This is a genomic window from Empedobacter sp. GD03797 (assembly GCF_029842105.1).
In the GTDB taxonomy this organism is placed as follows: domain Bacteria; phylum Bacteroidota; class Bacteroidia; order Flavobacteriales; family Weeksellaceae; genus Empedobacter; species Empedobacter falsenii_C.
In genome coordinates, this window is the sequence record NZ_JAOCFS010000002.1 from 218,932 (window position 1) to 234,693 (window position 15,762).

16 protein-coding genes are annotated in these 15,762 nt (G+C 31.5%); 10 read left to right on the top strand and 6 right to left on the bottom strand.

The annotated features are described in order from the left end of the window. The first annotated feature begins 6 nt into the window (after positions 1–6). The 5 genes from dapB (at position 7) to N5D90_RS03015 (ending at position 6,369) form a co-directional block, all read left to right on the top strand. Entirely contained in the window at positions 7–711 is a 705-nt protein-coding gene (gene dapB / locus N5D90_RS02995; protein WP_280061507.1) for a 4-hydroxy-tetrahydrodipicolinate reductase, read from the top strand. A 26-nt stretch (positions 712–737) separates the two neighbouring features. Continuing rightward, positions 738–2,300 carry a signal peptidase I gene (gene lepB, locus N5D90_RS03000; RefSeq protein WP_180904453.1) on the top strand — a complete coding sequence of 521 codons (1,563 nt, stop codon included), beginning with the start codon at positions 738–740 and terminating at the stop codon, positions 2,298–2,300. Between the two features lie 99 nt (positions 2,301–2,399). After that, positions 2,400–3,005: a WbqC family protein gene (locus tag N5D90_RS03005; protein ID WP_280045574.1), complete on the top strand. Its 606-nt coding sequence runs from the start codon at positions 2,400–2,402 to the stop codon at positions 3,003–3,005. 4 nt (positions 3,006–3,009) lie between these two features. Beyond that, positions 3,010–4,611 carry a S8 family serine peptidase gene (locus N5D90_RS03010; RefSeq protein ID WP_280061508.1) on the top strand — a complete coding sequence of 534 codons (1,602 nt, stop codon included), beginning with the start codon at positions 3,010–3,012 and terminating at the stop codon, positions 4,609–4,611. 123 nt (positions 4,612–4,734) lie between these two features. Next, entirely contained in the window at positions 4,735–6,369 is a 1,635-nt protein-coding gene (locus N5D90_RS03015; protein ID WP_280061509.1) for a S8 family peptidase, read from the top strand. Positions 6,370–6,433: 64 nt separating this feature from the next. On the opposite strand, the gene pepE is transcribed toward N5D90_RS03015, so the two are convergent. Then, positions 6,434–7,156 carry a dipeptidase PepE gene (pepE, locus tag N5D90_RS03020; protein ID WP_280061510.1) on the bottom strand — a complete coding sequence of 241 codons (723 nt, stop codon included), beginning with the start codon at positions 7,154–7,156 and terminating at the stop codon, positions 6,434–6,436. A gap of 137 nt (positions 7,157–7,293) precedes the next feature. On the opposite strand from pepE, the gene N5D90_RS03025 reads away from it, so the two are divergent. Next, positions 7,294–8,232, top strand: coding sequence for a hypothetical protein (locus tag N5D90_RS03025; RefSeq protein WP_280061511.1), 939 nt, complete (start codon positions 7,294–7,296; stop codon positions 8,230–8,232). A gap of 69 nt (positions 8,233–8,301) precedes the next feature. Here N5D90_RS03025 and N5D90_RS03030 read toward each other — a convergent pair whose 3' ends face one another. The 3 genes from N5D90_RS03030 to N5D90_RS03040 are packed head-to-tail and all read right to left on the bottom strand — an operon-like array spanning position 8,302 to position 10,957. Further along, positions 8,302–9,621, bottom strand: a complete 1,320-nt coding sequence (locus tag N5D90_RS03030) for an ABC transporter permease (RefSeq protein WP_038330561.1) — start codon at positions 9,619–9,621, stop codon at positions 8,302–8,304. Positions 9,622–9,633: 12 nt separating this feature from the next. Continuing rightward, positions 9,634–10,566, bottom strand: coding sequence for an ABC transporter ATP-binding protein (locus N5D90_RS03035; RefSeq protein WP_038330560.1), 933 nt, complete (start codon positions 10,564–10,566; stop codon positions 9,634–9,636). Positions 10,567–10,624: 58 nt separating this feature from the next. Then, complete coding sequence (locus N5D90_RS03040; RefSeq protein WP_038330558.1) at positions 10,625–10,957, bottom strand: MGMT family protein; 333 nt, start codon at positions 10,955–10,957, stop codon at positions 10,625–10,627. A 41-nt stretch (positions 10,958–10,998) separates the two neighbouring features. On the opposite strand from N5D90_RS03040, the gene N5D90_RS03045 reads away from it, so the two are divergent. After that, complete coding sequence (locus tag N5D90_RS03045) at positions 10,999–11,544, top strand: hypothetical protein (protein ID WP_280061512.1); 546 nt, start codon at positions 10,999–11,001, stop codon at positions 11,542–11,544. Positions 11,545–11,598: 54 nt separating this feature from the next. On the opposite strand, the gene N5D90_RS03050 is transcribed toward N5D90_RS03045, so the two are convergent. After that, a complete protein-coding gene (locus tag N5D90_RS03050) occupies positions 11,599–11,790 on the bottom strand; it encodes a cold-shock protein (RefSeq protein WP_038330556.1) in 192 nt (63 codons plus the stop codon). A gap of 127 nt (positions 11,791–11,917) precedes the next feature. Here N5D90_RS03050 and hemW point away from each other — a divergent pair, with 127 nt between their 5' ends. The 3 genes from hemW to rocD all read left to right on the top strand — a co-directional run bounded on the left by hemW (position 11,918) and on the right by rocD (position 15,168). Next, complete coding sequence (gene hemW, locus N5D90_RS03055; RefSeq protein ID WP_280061513.1) at positions 11,918–13,045, top strand: radical SAM family heme chaperone HemW; 1,128 nt, start codon at positions 11,918–11,920, stop codon at positions 13,043–13,045. A 17-nt stretch (positions 13,046–13,062) separates the two neighbouring features. Further along, positions 13,063–13,872 (top strand): glutamate racemase, encoded by an 810-nt coding sequence (gene murI / locus N5D90_RS03060; RefSeq protein WP_280061514.1) that lies wholly within the window; start codon positions 13,063–13,065, stop codon positions 13,870–13,872. Positions 13,873–13,935: 63 nt separating this feature from the next. Then, entirely contained in the window at positions 13,936–15,168 is a 1,233-nt protein-coding gene (gene rocD, locus N5D90_RS03065; protein WP_280061515.1) for an ornithine--oxo-acid transaminase, read from the top strand. Between the two features lie 56 nt (positions 15,169–15,224). Here rocD and N5D90_RS03070 read toward each other — a convergent pair whose 3' ends face one another. Next, on the bottom strand, positions 15,225–15,659 hold the full coding sequence (locus N5D90_RS03070) for a hypothetical protein (protein WP_280061516.1): 435 nt from the start codon (positions 15,657–15,659) through the stop codon (positions 15,225–15,227). Between the last annotated feature and the right edge of the window lie 103 nt (positions 15,660–15,762).

Sequence of the window (15,762 nt, forward strand, 5' to 3'; positions counted from 1 at the left end):
TTACAGATGAAAATTGCATTAATAGGATACGGAAAAATGGGAAAAGCCATTGAAGAAATTTTAATTCAACGCGGACACGAAGTTGTACTTAAAATATCTCGTACTCCACTTGCGGAAGAATTAAATGATGTTGAAGTTGCAATAGAATTTTCGAGACCAGAATTTGCTTACGACAACCTTAAAGTATTACTTGAAAATAAAATCGCAACAATTTGTGGAACAACAGGATGGTTAGATAAACAAGAAGAAATTAATCATTTAGCAATTTCAAATAACACCGCTTTTTTATATGCTTCTAACTTTAGTTTGGGCGTTAATTTATTCTTCGAATTAAATTCTATTTTAGCTCGAATGATGAATAAATATCGTAACGAATACCAAATTAATCTAGAAGAAATTCATCATACACAAAAACTTGATGCACCTTCTGGAACAGCGATTACAATTGCCGAAGGAATTATTGACAATTCAACATATAATTCTTGGTCGATGGACGAAAAGGCAAAAGATATTATTCCAGTTGAAGCAAAAAGAATCGAGGACGTTCCTGGAACACATATCGTACAATATAACTCTGATGTAGACACTATTGAGATTTCTCATACTGCGCATTCTCGCAAAGGTTTTGCCTTAGGTGCCGTGATTGCTGCGGAATGGATTTGTAATAAACAAGGTGTTTTCACAATGAAAGATGTACTTGAACTAAACTAAATTAAAATACTAAATATCAAAAACTTATGCATGTACTAATTTACTGGTTAATTGGTTTTATTATTGCCAATATAATCTTTGGAGCTGCAACTTGGAAATTATATAAAAATGCTGGAAAGCAAGCAATTCAAGCTTATATTCCTTTTCTAAATATCTGGAAAGGTTTAGAAATTATTCATCGTCCAAAATGGTGGATTATTCTATTTTATTTGCCAATTGTTGGTCCTATTTTTTGGTTAGTATTCTTTGTTGATTTAGGAGATTCTTACGGAAAAATTGAAACAAAAGACAAAGTCATTATGGTTTTGACTTTAGGTTTATACATTTTTGCAGTTAATTATTCTGATAATCCAAAATATTTAGGACCAGAAAAACGCAAACCAACATTTGTTTCTTCCTTAATTTTTGCCCTTGTTTTGGCAACTTTGGTTCATAACTGGTTTATTCAACCAATGATTGTTCCTACAGGATCAATGGAAAATACAATCAAAATTGGTGATGCTTTATTTGTAGAAAAAGTAAGTCACGGAGCGCGCGTTCCTATGACGCCGATCGGAATTCCATTTTCTGAGTTCATTTACCGTGATGGTTTTATCGACAAAGCGCGTTTGCCTTATATGCGTCTTCCAGGTTGGAGAGATTTAAAATCGAACGATATTGTTGTCTTCAACTATCCTACAGATTCTGTTTATTCTGCTATCGATCGTAAAGATGCGTATGTAAAACGTTTGGTAGGTTTACCAGGTGAAACGATTCAAGTTCGTAATGGAGTTTTATATGTAAATGATAAAAAATTCATTCCGAAAAAAGATGCACAAGTTCAACATGCGTATACAGTTATTGTAAAATCTCCTTTCAGCGATAAATTATTATACGATAATTTCGGAATTATTAGTACTGATTATAACGCTGCAAAACAAGCTGACGGAACATTTATTTATCAATTTGCTGCTTTGACTGATGCTCATGTTACAGCAATGAAATCTAATGCAAATGTAGTTTCTGTTGAACCAATTTTACAACCAGTTGGTGAAAAAACAGAGCACATTGTAAATGGAAAAATTGATAGTACAAATACGATTTTCCCTGTAAACAAAACGTGGAATACAGATCAATATGGACCTTTATATATTCCGAAAAAAGGTGATGTAGTTGATGTAAACAAAGAAACCTTAGCACAATACATCAATGTAATTCGTAAATACGAGCACAATAGTTTGCGTGTAGATTCTGCGAATGGTAAGTTTGATGTGTACATTAACGATCAAAAAACAAATAAATACGAAATCAAACAAAACTATTACTTCATGATGGGAGATAATAGAAATCAATCGTTAGATGCGCGTTTCTTTGGATATGTTGGAGAAGATCACATCATTGGTCGTCCAATTATGATTTGGGCAAATATGAACGGAATGTTCGAGCCTGCTGCTCCTAAGAAATTTATTTGGAACCGTTTCTTTACATCAATCAATAATGATAATCCAGACAAAACTTCGTACGGAATTTATGTTTTAATTGCCTTAATTGGTTGGATTGGATACGATATTGTAAAAGCTCGTAAAGAGAAGAAGAAAAACAAATATTAATAAAAAGAGCGATAAAATCCTCTAAATTATAAAATTAACAACACTATAAATGTGCATTATAAGCTACTTGTAATGCACATTTCCATATAAAATAATAGAATGAAAAATACGTTTGCAGCTTTTTATTTTGGACCGATTGATTACTATGCAGAAATGGTAAAAAGCCAAACTTTGGATATCGAAGTTCAAGAAAATTTTCAAAAGCAAACTTACCGTAACCGCATGTATATTTTGGGCGCAAATGGTAAATTGATGTTGAATATTCCAATCTTACATAACGGAACTCGTTTGTTCAAAGATTTACAACCTTCTTACGAATATGATTGGCAAAAAGAACACATCAAATCGTTGAAATCAGCTTATCAAAGTTCTCCATATTTTGAATATTATGAAGATGAAGTTATTCCTATTTTAGAACAAAAAGAGAAATTTCTTTTAGATTTTAATCTAAAAACGATTGATTTCATCAACAAGAAATTAAGCTTAGATTTAGATATTTCAAAAACTGAAACCTATCAAGATTTGAATCCTGAAAATGATTTCAGAAATCAATTTTCTGCTAAAAAAGCACCTCAATATAACTTACCAGAATATGCGCAAGTTTTTGATGATAAATTTGAGTTTATAGAAGGTTTGAGTATCTTAGATTTACTTTTTAGCGAAGGACCAAGTGCCGCAGTATATTTAAAAAACTTAATAAAATAACAACATGAGAAAATTATTTATTGCTTTAGGATTTGCCTTTACATTAGGGTTTGCTCAAGCACAAACAACAGAAGTACCAAAAGAAAAATGGTATCATGCAGGTGTAGAACAAACAGGTGTTTATGGTGTAAATACAGATCAAGCTTTACAATTTTTAAAAGACAACAAAAGAAAAGCAAATACAATTATTGTAGGAGTTTTAGATAGTGGTGTTGAAAATTTCCACGAAGATTTGAAAGCAAATATGTGGTCAAATTCAAAAGAAATTCCAGGAAACGGAATAGATGATGACAAAAATGGTTACATTGACGACGTACACGGTTGGTCTTTTTTAGGAACTGCAAAAGGAATCAATTACAATGATGATACAACTGAATTAACACGTGTTTACAAAGCTTTATCATCTAAATACGCAACTTTCGATCAAAAGAAAAATCACGAAGCTATTGTAAAAAATCCTACTGAATATGCTGAATTCCAAAAAATTGAAAAAGAATATTTAAGTGCTGTAGGAAAAGCAAAATATAACCAACAAGTTGCTCAATCTAAATTGAATGCAGTTGAAGGTGGTGTAAATAAAATGGTTCTTGAGTTTGGTGATACTAAATTATCAAAAGATATTTTAAAGAATTATCAACCAACAGATTCTCAAATCTTAGAAGCTTTGTGGATTTTTGGTGAGTTAAAAGAAGAGCAATGGGTTGGCAAAACGATGAAAGAAGTTTCGAATACCTATTTAGGAGCTACTCGTCGTGCTGCGAAGGGAGATGCTTTATCTTCTCACTTAAATCTAGATTTGGTTGATCGTAAAGATGTTGACAATCCAAATGATAAGAAAGAACGTTTTTATGGAAACGGAGATTCTAACGGACCTGAGTCTTCTCATGGAACTCACGTTGCTGGAATTATCGGTGCTGTAAGAGGAAATAATATCGGTTCTGAAGGAACAACAGGAGGAAATAATGTAAAAATTATGTCTGTTCGTACAGTTCCAAATGGAGATGAGCGCGATAAAGATGTTGCAAATGCTATTTATTATGCAGTTGACAATGGAGCAAAAATCTTGAACATGTCTTTCGGAAAACCTTATTCTCCTGATGCAGATTTAGTTTGGGATGCGTTCAAATATGCTTCTGATAAAGGTGTTTTAATCGTTAAAGCTGCAGGAAATAGCAACGAAGATATTGATGTTCATGTACATTATCCAACTAATTTCAGAAATGGAAATACAGTTTCTAAATCTGTCCTTACAGTTGGTGCTTCTACTAAAGATCCAAATGCTTTAAAAGCTCGTTTCTCAAACTATGGTAAAAAATCGGTAGATGTTTTTGGACCAGGACAAGAGATCTATGCAACATATCCAGGTGTTGATCAATATCGTTTCTTAAACGGAACTTCTATGGCTTCGCCTGCTGTTGCTGGTGTTGCTGCATTAGTTTGGTCACATTATCCAAAATTAACAGCAGAAGATATTCGTACTATTTTAATGGAAACAGTAAATAAAAACGATCAATTAAAAGATATTTCTGTTGCTGGAGGTGTTGTAGATTCTTACAAAGCTGTACAAAAAGCTGAAGAAATTTACAAACAACGTAAGTTGAAATAATTTTAATTTTAACACAACATTATAAAAAGGCTTCAAATTTTGGAGCCTTTTTTGCGTTTAAAATCGAGATAATTTTAGATGTAACAATTTCAGTTGTTTCTCGACATATAGATAAAATCAATTATGAAAAAATTCTTATTAAGTATATCAGTTGCTATGTTTGTTGGTGTGGCATCGTTCGCACAAGAAACGACAACTGCTCTACCTTTACCTAAAGTTGATCAAAAATATTGGCAACACGAATCTTTCGAAGAAAGTGGTGTTTATGGTGTAAATACGCAAAAAGCTTTACAATTTTTAGAATCAAAAAAACGTAAACCATCACAATTAATTGTTGGTGTTTTAGATTCTGGAGTTGAGATTACTCATCCAGATTTAAAAGATAATATTTGGACAAATAGCAAAGAAATTGCTGGGAATGGAATTGACGATGATAAAAATGGTTATGTTGATGATATTCACGGTTGGAATTTTATCGGAGGAAAAGATGGTAAAAATGTTGATGGAGATACATTAGAGTTAACACGTCTTTTTGTAAAATACCGCGATTTATTCGAAAAAAGTAAAGATGCAGCTTCAAACAAAACGAAATTCCCAAAAGAATTTGAAGAATATCAAAAAATAAAACCTGAGTTCGAAAATAAATTAGCCGAAGCAAAACAAAATGCTGCGCAATATGTACAGATGAATGATATTTTCTCTGTTGCATTTCCTGCTTTGATTAAAGAATGGGGCGAAAAAGATTTGAATGAAAAAAATATGATGTCTTTTAAACCTGTTTCTAAAGAAGCACAACAAGGGATGATTATTTTTGGTATGGTTCCGAAAGAAGCTTGGGAAGGAAAATCGATGAAAGATTTCTTAACAGAAGTTGGAAATGAAATTTCAGAAGGAACAAAATATTACAAAGAACAAGTTGAAATTAACTTGAATACAGAATTAGATCCTCGTCCAATTGTTGGTGATAATTATGCTGATAAATCAGAACGTTTTTACGGAAATAATGATGTAGACGGTCCTGATTCTATGCACGGAACGCACGTTTCTGGAATTATTGCAGCAAAATCTGGGAACGGAATTGGAATGGATGGAATCGCAGGAAATGGTTATGTAAAAATCATGTCAGTTCGTACAGTTCCAAATGGAGACGAACGAGATAAAGACGTTGCAAATGCCATTCGTTATGCTGCAGATAATGGAGCAAAAATCTTAAATATGTCTTTTGGAAAAGCTTATTCTCCAGATAAACAAATTGTTTGGGATGCATTTAAATATGCTGAGAAAAAAGGTCTTTTATTGATTAAAGCTGCAGGAAATGAAAACGTAAATATTGATGACGAAATTCACTTCCCTACTGTTTATGATAACAAAGGTGCAGAAGTTTCTAAAAACGTAATTACAGTTGGAGCAAACACAATGGATAATAATAATTTAAGAGCAAGTTTCTCTAATTTTGGTAAAAAGTCTGTAGACGTTTTTGCACCAGGAAATGAAATATATTCTACCGTTCCTAATAAAGATGGGGAATACAAAAACGAAAGTGGAACTTCCATGGCTTCACCAGTTGTAGCGGGAGTTGCGGCTTTGGTTTGGGCACATTATCCAAAATTAACTGCAACAGATATCAAACAAATTTTGTTAGAATCTGTCAACAAAAATCCTGCTTTAACAGATATTTCTGTAACAGGCGGTGTTGTTGATGCGTACAAAGCTGTTCAATTAGCAGAAAAAATGTATGTTGCTAAAAAATTGAAGTAATTAGTTTTATATAAATTGTTTTAAAATTGAAATCCTCAACTAAATTTAGTTGAGGATTTTTTATTTAAATACTATAAACTTTTTCCTCTAAAACACCAGATTCAATCTCAATTGGTTGTTCGTTCTGTCTAAAAATTCGGGCTGATAATTTTCCTTTCAATTCCACCACTCCATTTTCTACGCGAAGCCAACTTCCTTCTCTCAATCCAACGACAACTTGATGATTAAACTTGTGAAATTCATTGATACGCGTTTCTCTTGTTTCACCTTTGTGCGTAGAATTTGGATCAGGATCCAAATAATGCGGATTAATATTAAAAGGTAAAAATTGCAATGCATCAAAACTTGGTGGATAAACGATCGGCATATCATTTGTTGTTCCAATTGTTAAACCAGTCAAATTACTTCCTGCACTCGTTCCAATATATGGCGTTCCATTATGTACAGCACTTCTCAACTCTTCTACCAAACCAAGTTCATATAACGTTTTTAGCAATAAAAATGTATTTCCTCCTCCAATAAAAATCGCTTTCGCATGCAAAATGGCTTCTTTTTTATTCTCGAAAGTATGCAAACCTTTTACAGAAATTCCAACCGTTTGCAAAGCATCTTTTACATTTTGCGTATAATCATCGTACGAAATTCCCGAAGGACGCGCATAGGGAACAAAAATGATTTCATCAGATTGAATAAATTCTTTGATTTCATCTTTTATATATTCTAAAAAACTATAACCGTGAATAGTACTCGTGCTTATCACTAATAGTCTATCATTTGGATTTATCATGTTATCGAATTTTAACTCAAAAGTAAGTTTAAAATAAGAAAATAGGTAGAAAATTGACAAAAAATTATACCGAATTACTTTACTTTTGTACAATTCTAAAAAATGGAATTTCAAGATTTCAAGATTTCTAGATCTTCATGAAAAAATTATTACGCTTCATTATACCTTTATTTATTATTGTGACAATAATTAGAATAGAACAAACACTTCGCAAAATTCCGAACGATTACAAATACAAAGCAGATTATTTAAAAGAAAATGGAAAACAAATAGAAACTTTGATTCTTGGGAGTTCTCATACCTTTACAGGACTCAATCCAAAATTATTTAAAAATAAAACTTTTAATGCTGCGCATTCTGCTCAATCATTGGATTTAGATTATAAAATTTTTGAACAAAATCGAAAATATTTACCCAATTTAAAAACCATTATTATTCCCATTTCGTATTTTTCGTTTACAAAACAATTGAATGATTTTAATCAAAAAAAATTAAAATATTATTCAATTTATTGGAATATTGATATAAATAATAACGACTTAAATCTTAATTATGAATTTTTCTCAGAACCTATTGATATTAATTATAATCGAATAAAAGAATATTGGATTGAGGATAAAAATAATTTGACAATAGATACTAATGGATATATAAATAAGCGATACGAACCAAGTTGGAATGATAGTATTTATGCTAAAAAAACGTTTGAAAGACATTGTGCAAATTTGAATTCAAATCAAATACAACATATTATAAAAACACATTATCATGATTTAGAACAAATTATAAAACAAGCAAAATCAAATGATATAAAAGTTGTTCTATTAGCTACTCCTACAACTAATTTGTATAAAAATTATGTTATAAAAACACCTCAGTATTTCAACTTAAAAAATAATATTAATCGCTTATCGGAATATGATAATGTCATTTTCATCGATTATTTTATCAATAATAAAAGTTTCAGTAAAAAAGATTTCAAAAATTCAGATCATTTAAATGCAAAAGGTGCAGATAAATTAACCTTTAAGGTGGATTCTATTATGAATAAAACATTTACGTTGATTACAAAATAAATCGAATATCTATCATCAAAAAAGAGCTTGATAAATCAAGCTCTTTTTTGGTTTTATAGTTGTGTAAAATTAGTTTTTATAGGAAATCCATTTCACCATTTCTTTCACAGTTGGTTTTTTACCATAAATTAAAATTCCAATTCTATAGATTTTTCCAGCAATATAAACCATAAATATGGTGCTGATTAAAAGCAAAAATAAGGATAAAGCTAATTGCCAAATCGGAACATCGAAAGGAATTCGAGTAATCATTGAGATGGGCGAAGTTAATGGAATCATTGATAACCAAAAAGCAACTGGACCATCAGGATTTTCGAAAGTTGTCATACTTCCATAAAGTCCAATCATCATCGGAACTAAAGGAAAATATGTGAATTGTTGCGTATCAGTATCATTGTCAACCGCAGAACCAATTGCTGCGAAAACAGAGCTGTAAAACAAATATCCCAAGATGAAATAAGCAATAAAAGCAAAAATGATTAACGGATAATTAAACGTCAACAACACTTCGCTAATTTCTGTTACTTTTTGCATCATATCTGGGTTAGTTTCCGCTAATTGTGCTTGATTCATCATTTGTTGTGACATATCCATTCTCGATGCTGCAATTGCAGGAAATAAAATCAATAACCCCATTGTCATTCCAATCCATATTGCAAATTGCGTCACTGCAACCATTGTCGTTCCTAAAATTTTACCCATCATCAATTCGAAAGGTTTCACAGAAGAAATGATAATTTCTACAACACGATTATTCTTTTCTTCAACAACCGAACGCATAACTTTTACGCCATAAATCATCACAAACATGAAAATAATGTAAGTTAAAAACATCGATAATCCGATTTTCAACTCCATTCCTTTGTCTTCTTTTCCGTCTGTAACGTTGAAAACATTCAGGTTAACGCGAGCCTTAGAAGCTTCTAAAGCAGCTTTATCAATACCAGATTTTGCTTGTTTTTCTTTTTCAATCTTATCACTAATTGTTCTCGAAAGTTTTTCTCGATCAGTAATTCCAAGATTTCCATTTGTGATTAATTCTGTATTTTTCTCGATATTATCATAATTTCCATCTGTATTTTTTGGAATATGAAGAATCGCATTCAAATATTCGCTTCCTTTCAATGTATCTTTGATCGATTTCAATTCTTGAGGCGTGTAAATACTGAACATCATTTGTTTAGTCGATTTAAACGAGGTTACAAACTCTGTACTTTCATCTACAATTGCAATGTTTTTCACTTCGGAATTATTTGCAGAACTCAAAAAGAAAATCACCGCTCCTGCTCCAACAATCAGTAAAGGCGAAAGAAAAGTCATAACAATAAACGCTTTGTTTTTTACTTGAGAAAAGAACTCACGTTGTGCAACTAAAAATATATTTTTCATTTGAAAATTAGCTTAAAGATTAGGAATTGAACTTTGTTTAACGGCTTCCAAAAACACATCATTCATCGAAGGAATAATCTCTTTGAATTGATGAACTTGTCCAACTTGCATCAATTTATCTAAAATCACATTGGTTGGTGTTTCTTTATTATACAATAAATTAAATTCAGTTCGTTGATTAATGTTTCGTACATCCGAAATCTCAAATTCATTTGCTAAATTTTGAAGAGAATCAGCAGGAATTTCATTCAATTGAATCGAAAACTTTCCTGTCTTAAATTGATTTCTAACTTCTTCAATCGTTCCATCTAACACTTTATTCGATTGATTAATCAATGCCACATGATCACACATTTCTTCAACAGATTCCATACGATGTGTTGAGAAAATAATTGTTGTTCCTTTGTCTCTTAATTCAAGAATTTCATTCGCAATAATTTGTGCGTTTACAGGATCAAAACCACTAAAAGGTTCATCGAAAATCAGCAAAGAAGGATTATGAATAACTGTAATCACAAACTGAACTTTTTGTCCCATTCCTTTCGACAACTCACTCAATTTCTTGTTCCACCAAGACATCATATCAAGTTTCTCGAACCAATATTCGGTACGTTTTTTAGCTTCAGCAGAAGAAAGACCTTTCAGTTTTGCAAAATACAGTGCCTGTTCTCCAACTTTCATATTCTTGTACAAACCACGTTCTTCTGGCATATAACCAACTTGTCCGATTGATTTTTTCGTCAAAGGTTCACCATTTAGCAAAATCGTTCCACTATCTGGCGCCGTAATTTGATTGACAATACGAATAAAAGTTGTTTTTCCAGCACCATTTGGTCCCAAAAGTCCATAAATAGAACCTTGTGGAATATTGATACTAAAATTATTAAGCGCAACTTTATCTTTATATTTTCTTGTTAAGCCTTGAGCTTGCAATAAAAATTCCATTTTCTATATCATTTGATTTGTAAAATTAGTAAGAAGAAAGTAAATTTTGTTACAGATTTTAATGAGATTCGTTCGGATCCCATACAATTTCTTTAAAATTAACCACTTTATCATTTATAATCTCCACTCCTTCATTCTCTAACAATTTTTGCATCAAACTCGAAGGATTAAAATGATGTTTTCCAGTTAACAAACCATTTCTGTTTACAACACGATGCGCAGGAACATCTTCTCTATTATGTGCATGATTCATTGCATAACCAACCACACGCGCAGAAAATTTTTCGCCTATATATTTTGCAATCAATCCATAAGTAGAAACACGCCCTTCGGGAATTTGACGAACTATTTCATAAATTTTCTCATAAGTATCAGAAATGATTTTTGTCATAATCTAAACATTTATTGTAAATTTAAAGAAAGTAATAGAATATGAGCCAAAAAGTTCCAATTAAATCTCTTTTAAGCCGACCACGATTTAAGGTTTTTACACATTTATCAAAACAAGAATTTATTGATTTAATCAAAAAACACCTCGAAACAAATTCTACCGAATACGGAGGTTATGCCAATCAGGAAGTTGCAATGATTCGTGTCCGAAAAGACAAGGATAAATATTGGCATCCGCAATTGCAAATCCGAATTGAAGAAGATGACGATCATCCTGATTATTTGGTTGTTAGAGGAATTATTGGTCCGCCTTCTAATGTTTGGACATTTTTTGCATTTTTGTATGGTTTGAGTGGAGCTATTTTTATCACATTAGGCTCTTATGCGGTTTCCGAATATATTGTACAAGGAAATAGTGTATGGATTTGGAGTATACCTGTTGCGTTATTGATTGCTTTAGGGACTTATTTAGCGAGTTTATATGGTCATTATTTGGCAAAATATCAGTTAGGAAGATTGTATCATTTCGTAAATGAATTGCTTCGTGATGCAGAGTTTTATCAAAATAGTGACGAAATCAAAGAATAAAAAAAGCGACCTAAACAGGTCGCTTACAAGAAATATGTTGAGATAATATATTAATTAGATTACTTTCACATTAACGGCGTTGATGCCTTTTTTTCCTTGTTCTAAGTCAAAAGATACTTTATCGTTTTGAGCTACTTTGTCTGTTAAACCAGAAACGTGTACGAAGTACTCTTTTCCTGATTCGTCATCTTTAATAAATCCGTATCCTTTTTCTTCATTAAAGAATTTTACAGTTCCTTTATTCATAGTATTTTATTTTCGTTGATAAAGATATAAGATTTATTTACAAAACCAATATTAATTTTTAGTTTTTTTTTATAACAATTTTTTTAGCCTATAATTTCATTATAATTTTGTCTCAAATCATAATATTTTGGCAGGAATTTATATTCATATCCCGTTTTGTAAACAAAAATGTAGCTATTGCGATTTTCATTTTTCGACTAATCTTCAACATAAATCAAATTTAATTCAAGCAATTAATAAAGAACTTGAGATCAGAAAAGATGAAATTTCAGCACCTTTAGAAACAATTTATTTTGGAGGAGGAACACCTTCTATTCTATCCGAAATTGAATTAGAAAGTATTTTCGAAACGATTTATAAAAATTATTCGACCAAAAATTTAAAAGAAATTACACTAGAAACAAATCCCGATGATTTGAACAAAGAAAAACTTAATTTCTTAAAATCAACTCCGATTAATCGTTTTTCGATTGGCGTTCAATCATTTTTTGAAGAAGATTTGAAATTGATGAATCGTGCACATAATGCACAAGAAGCCGAAACTTCTATAAAATTGGCTCAAGATTTTGGTTTCGAAAATATCACTATTGATTTGATTTATGGTTCTACAACCACAACTAACGAAATGTGGAAACAAAATTTGCAAAAGGCAATTGAGCTAAATGTTCCACATATTTCTTCTTATGCCTTGACAGTCGAAGAAAAAACAATTTTAGATCATCAGATCAAAAAAGGAATCACAAAACCAGTTGATGAAGATCGTCAAAACGAACAGTTTCAACTTTTAGTAGACACTTTAACTTCAAATGATTTTATTCAATATGAAATCTCCAATTTCGGAAAAGAAGACTATTTTTCTTTGCACAATTCTAATTATTGGAAAGGAATTCATTATTTAGGAATTGGACCTTCTGCACATTCTTATAACGGAAAAACTCGTGCTTGGAACATTGCAAATAATTCAAAATATATACAAACTATCAACGAAAATAAGTTACCTCAAGAAATTGAAGTTTTGAATGAAGTAGAACAATTTAATGAAATGATAATGATTGGATTGAGAACAATTTATGGAATAGATTTAAATCGAATTAATTCAGAATTCTCTCAACCTTTGATTGATTCTTTTAATCAAGAACTCAATCAATTAATCAACGAAAATTTAGTCGAAAAGAAAGAAAATAAAATTATTTTGAAACCCGAAGCAAAATTTTTCGCAGATGGAATTGCTTCAAGATTATTTTACATCGATTAATTTGTTAAATTTGCGATATGAATGATAACAGACCAATTGGTGTTTTCGACTCTGGAGTTGGCGGTTTGACGTTTGCAAAAGAAATAAAACGTCTGCTACCAAACGAAAGTTTGGTCTATTTTGGCGATACTCAAAATTTGCCTTACGGAGAAAAATCGAAAGAAGCGATTAGACAATTTTCGGTAGACATTACTAATTTTTTAATAGACAATAATTGTAAAGCGATTTTAGTTGCATGTAATTCTGCAACAGCTAATTCGTTGAAAGAAATTAGAGAAGCTGCAGGAAAAGATGTTCCTGTTATCGATGTTATTTCGCCAGTTGCAGAGAAAGTTTCGTTCGAATTAAGAGAAAAAATAGGTGTTATTGCAACAAAAGCAACTGTAAATTCGGGCGCTTACAAGAAAGCAATTCGTCGTCGAAATAAACATATTACGGTTATTGAAATGGCAACTCCGCTCCTAGTTCCTGTTATCGAAGAAGGTTTTACAAATTCAACGATTTCGAAAGCAGTTTTAGAAACCTATTTGTTGAACAAAAAATTAGAAGGAATTGATTCGATTATTTTGGGATGTACACATTATACGCATCTAGGAAAAGAAATCAATCAAGTGTTTGAAGGAAAAGTTGACATTGTAAATTCACCTTTAATTGTCGTGAATCAAGTGATTTATCAATTAGCAAAAGAAGGAAAATTGGCTGCTAAAGATGCTGTTGCAAACTATACATTTTATATTTCTGACAATACGGATAATATTATAAAAGTTGCAAAAAAATTCTTTGGAAAAGATATTCAATTAATTGAGAAAAATTTAGGAACGAAATAGAACCGACCATTATTTGTCGGTTTTTTTATAAAATATTACGAACAAACAAAAACAAATCATTACATGGAAAAATCAGCAGAATTAATTGCATTAGAAGAAAAATACGGAGCGCATAACTATCATCCGCTTCCAGTTGTATTGGAAAAAGGTGAAGGTGTTTACGTTTGGGATGTTGATGGGAAAAAATATTTCGACTTTTTATCAGCTTATTCAGCTGTTAATCAAGGTCACTGTCATCCGCGAATCATCAAAGCGTTGAAAGATCAAGCCGAAAAATTAACGTTAACTTCTCGTGCTTTTTATAATGCGAAATTAGGAAAATACGAAAAATTTATCACAGAATTATTCGGTTTCGATAAAGTATTACCAATGAATACGGGTGCAGAAGCAGTAGAAACAGCGCTAAAAATTGCTCGTAAATGGGGTTACGAAAAGAAAGGAATTCCAACTGGTGAAGCTATTATTGTGGTATGTAAAGACAATTTCCATGGTCGTACAACTACTATTATTTCTTTCTCGAATGATGAAGATGCACGCAAAAACTTTAATCCTTACACAAGCGGTTTCGAAGCTGTAGAATACAATGATGTTGAAGCTTTAAAACAAATTTTAGAAGAAAAAGCAGATAAAATTTGTGGATTCTTAGTAGAACCAATTCAAGGAGAAGCTGGTGTTAATGTACCTTCTGAAGGATATTTGAAAGCTTGTGAAGAATTATGTAAACAACATAATGTTTTATTTATCGCAGACGAAATTCAAACAGGAATTGCGCGTACAGGAAAAATGTTAGCAATCGATCACGAAAATATTGATGCTGATGTTTTAATCTTAGGTAAAGCCGTTTCAGGTGGAGCTTATCCAGTTTCTGCAGTTTTAGCAAATGATGAAATCATGAATGTGATCAAACCAGGACAACACGGTTCTACTTATGGAGGAAATCCATTAGCTGCGGCTGTTGCAACAGAAGCTTTGCAAGTTGTTTTGGACGAAAAATTAGCTGAAAATTCTGAAAAATTAGGACAAATTTTTAGAGCAGAAATCACGAAAATGGCTGAAGAATTTCCGTTATTCAAATCAGTTCGTGGAAAAGGTTTATTAAATGCAATTTTAATCAACGATACACCAGAATCTGAAACAGCATGGAATTTCTGTGTTGCAATGAAAGACAACGGATTATTAGCTAAACCGACACATGGAAACATCATTCGTTTCGCTCCTCCTTTAGTGATGAACGAAGAACAATTACACGAATGTTTAGCTATTATTCGTAAAACTGCGCAAGAGTTTAAAAAATAATCAACAATAAAATGATATAGAAAAAACCTGATGAAATTTCATCAGGTTTTTTTTTACTAGAGAGATTTATATCGTTCGCTATAAATGATGGTATATCCTAAGTCTTTTGCTACAAAGACATCCATCAATGTGTAATTGTCAACAGAAATTTGATTATCATTACCTTCCAAATATTGAACAAGTAACGTATATTCATATCGATCGGCTCCGTAAGGTTTTGTTCTAGGAACCCCTTTTTCATCACAATCTATCCAAAATTGCATCTTGGTAGCTGGTCTGCCGTGGTACTGAAAAAGACCTTCTCCATTTGCGTTGAGTTCTACAATAGGTTCGCCTACCTTATCATACAGATATTTACCTAATATTTCTGAAGGAAACTCTTTACTAACAGTATACGTTTTACCTCTTAATTCTATTTTTTCTAATTTTGTTTGTGCATTCGCTATTCCAAATCCTAAGAATATTGCGAATAGAATGATTAATTTTTTCATTTTATTTTTTTTTTAATTTTTGAATAATTTTCAATAATGCCTCACGGTTTTTAGATTCGTGGTAAAATTTGGGTAACTTTTCTAATAGTGTGAAATGGCTTCT